A 3,167-nucleotide genomic window follows, 5' to 3' on the forward strand; every position below is an offset into this window, starting at 1 on the left:
AAGGTAGGCATTGTCTGTTTTGACAACTCCACCCGTAACACTAGGAGCTGTCTTAATGGTTCCACTTATAGATGTTTGAATTTGAGATTCATTCCGCACTATTTCCTGCCAAAGAGCATATCCAATCAGGACCACAATTCCGATTGTAACACTAGAGTAAATGAGGACATTTCGTCCTTTCATGCGAGAACTTCTGCTTGTGGCGAAGTAGGTAGCGCAGATTCTCCCATCAGATATTGATCAATGGATCGGGCCGCTTCCCGTCCTTCCCAAATTGCCCAAACCACCAGAGATGCCCCTCGTTTGGCATCACCCGCAGCAAAAACTCCTTCTTCTGATGTCTGGAACCGATTGTCTGCATGAATCGAGTACATCGGTTGTTGTCCATCTTCCAACATCTTCAGCGTTTCACTTGCGGCTATTGGGTCTTTCCGACCTCGCATACTAATTTTCACACCCAAATCATTCACCAACCCCGAGACAGTTGGCCCAATGAATCCCATTGCCAGTAAAATCAGGTCAACACCAATTGTAAATTCTGTGCCTTCCAGACGCTTCATGACGTTCCGGCCGTCTTCTTGTTTCCACTCGACCCGAACCGCCTGTAGCCCTTTCACAGCACCATTTTCATCACCAATCACTCTTTCAGTTAGAATGTTTGCTCTACAATCTGGGTCTACCTCTTCATGCACCGGAGTTGGACGCGGCTGCATGTTGACAATTTCAAACTGATAGACTCTTCGATCAGCTCCTTGTCTGTTCAAATTTCCTAAACAGTCTGCAGCGGTGAATCCTCCACCTAAAATTGCTACTCGCTTCCCTTGGGCTTGAACTGCATCCGGCTTAGGAGAATCGCCAGCTACAAATTGATTGCGTTGAGGCAAATAATCCATCGCATAGTGAATGCCCTTTAATTCCTTGCCCTCGGTTGTCAATTCTCTTTTTTGTTGAGCACCCGTTGCGAGTAGGATGGCGTCATATTGTGACCGAAGCTCCTTCGTGCTGATGTCTTTACCAACGTGACAGTTTGTGATGAAGCGTACCCCTTCAGCCTGCATCTGGTCTACTCGACGTTGAACGTTAATCTTCTCCAATTTGAAGTCTGGAATACCATAGATTAGGAGTCCACCAAGTCGATCAGACTTTTCGTAAACTGTCACTTCGTGACCAGTTCTTCGAAGCTGTTGTGCGGCCGCTAAACCAGCAGGGCCTGATCCAATCACAGCAACTTTTTTCCCTGTGAGCTTTTTCGGTGGTTGAGGTTTGATCCAGCCTTCTTGCCATCCACGATCAGCGATATGTTTTTCAATCTGCTCGATGGTAACAGAATTTTTTTTACGATGTCGTTCTTCTTCATCAAGCGTGTAATACGCATTAAGAACACAAGATTCTTCACAAGGTGCTGGACAGATACGGCCAGTAAATTCTGGAAAATTATTGGTGCTGTGAAGGGTATCTAGAGCTTCCCTCCAATGGCCACGATAAACGAGGTCATTCCAATCAGGAATTTGATTACCCAGAGGGCAACTGTTGTGGCAGAAAGGGATGCCGCAGTCCATACAGCGAGAGGCTTGCACTTTAATTTCCGACTCGGAGTAGTGCACATCATATTCACGAAAATCCTGAATTCTCTCAGCAATTGGACGCCTTGGAACGTCTTGTTTGGAGTGCTCTAAAAATCCTGTATCATTACCCATCTATTCTCTCCGTCAGGCAGCCTGTGAATTCATTTGTTCCAGAACCAGTCTATATTCTGTAGGCATCACTCGGACAAATTTTTGAAGTGTGTTGTCCCAGTCTTCCAACAATTTGCTGGCTCGCTCACTTTGAGTATAATGCAGATGCCGTTGAATCATTTCCTTGACCCATTTGGCCTCATCCACCTGACTTAAAGGGCCAAGTTCAACCATACCCTGGTTGCAACACTGCGTAAAATAACCTTTTTCATCAAAAACGTAAGCGATGCCTCCACTCATCCCTGCAGCGAAGTTTCGTCCTGTGTGACCAAGAACGATCACACGACCTCCTGTCATGTACTCGCATCCGTGATCTCCCACTCCCTCCACAATAGCGGTTGCACCACTATTGCGGACACCAAAGCGTTCTCCAGCTATCCCAGAGAAGAAAGCTTCACCGCCGGTGGCTCCATATAAAACAGTGTTGCCAATGAGAATGTTTTCATCCGCCTTCAATGTGGAGCTTTTGGGAGGATATACTATCAGCTTTCCTCCACTAAGCCCTTTACCCGTGTAGTCGTTGGCATCACCTTCCAACTCAAGTGTAACCCCACGCGCCAAGAACGTCCCAAAACTTTGTCCTGCTGAGCCGGTCAGCTGACAATGAATTGTGTGGTCAGGTAAACCCTCAGCTCCGTGGGATAAAGCAATTTCTCCACTGAGCATTGTACCAATCGCTCGATGGATATTCTTCACGGGCATTTCAATTTTGACGGGCTTGCGCTGTTCGATTGCTTCCTTGGCTAGGGCAATCAATTCATGGTCAATCTGTTCTTTTAGCCCATGATCTTGCTCCTGTGTGCAGTAGCGAGTGTCCCCTTCGCCAACTGGGATTTGTTTCAGCAGATTTGAAAGATCTACATGCTTGGCTTTCCAATGGGTGATATCAGAGCGTTGTTCCAAGCAATCTGATCTCCCAACCATTTCACTAAATGAACGGAATCCACACATTGCCATGATTTCACGAACTTCTTCTGCAACCATGAAAAAGAAGTTAATGACATGCTCTGGTTGACCAACAAACTTTTTGCGTAATTCGGGATCTTGCGTAGCAATTCCAACTGGGCAGGTATTCAGGTGACACTTGCGCATCATCACGCAGCCGATTGTGATGAGAGGGGCGGTTGAAAACCCAAACTCTTCAGCACCAAGCATCGCCGCAATAGCTACATCTCGGCCTGTTTTCAGTTGCCCATCTGTCTGTAATCGAACACGACCACGTAAGCGATTCAACAACAACGTCTGGTGCGCTTCAGATAATCCCAACTCCCAAGGAACTCCAGCATATTTGATTGAAGTCAACGGAGAGGCACCTGTACCACCGTCATGACCTGCGATCACAATCAGGTCAGCATGCGTTTTAGCGACCCCTGCTGCGATGGTTCCTACACCTGCCTCCGAGACCAATTTAACCGTAATCCGAGCCTTTGG

Annotated in this window: 3 protein-coding genes; all 3 read right to left on the reverse strand. The window is 47.0% G+C overall.

Annotated elements, in window-relative coordinates; all coding sequences use genetic code 11:
- On the reverse strand, positions 1–183 hold a 183-nt coding region (locus P8O70_05360), incomplete at its 3' end, for a hypothetical protein (protein MDG2196305.1).
- Positions 180–1,697 (reverse strand): glutamate synthase subunit beta, encoded by a 1,518-nt coding sequence (locus P8O70_05365; GenBank protein ID MDG2196306.1) that lies wholly within the window; start codon positions 1,695–1,697, stop codon positions 180–182. The genes P8O70_05360 and P8O70_05365, both read right to left, overlap by 4 nt.
- A gap of 12 nt (positions 1,698–1,709) precedes the next feature.
- Positions 1,710–3,167 (reverse strand): glutamate synthase-related protein (locus P8O70_05370; protein MDG2196307.1); only part of this gene is annotated, 1,458 nt, incomplete at its 5' end.

The organism is SAR324 cluster bacterium (assembly GCA_029245725.1).
GTDB lineage: Bacteria > SAR324 > SAR324 > SAR324 > NAC60-12 > JCVI-SCAAA005.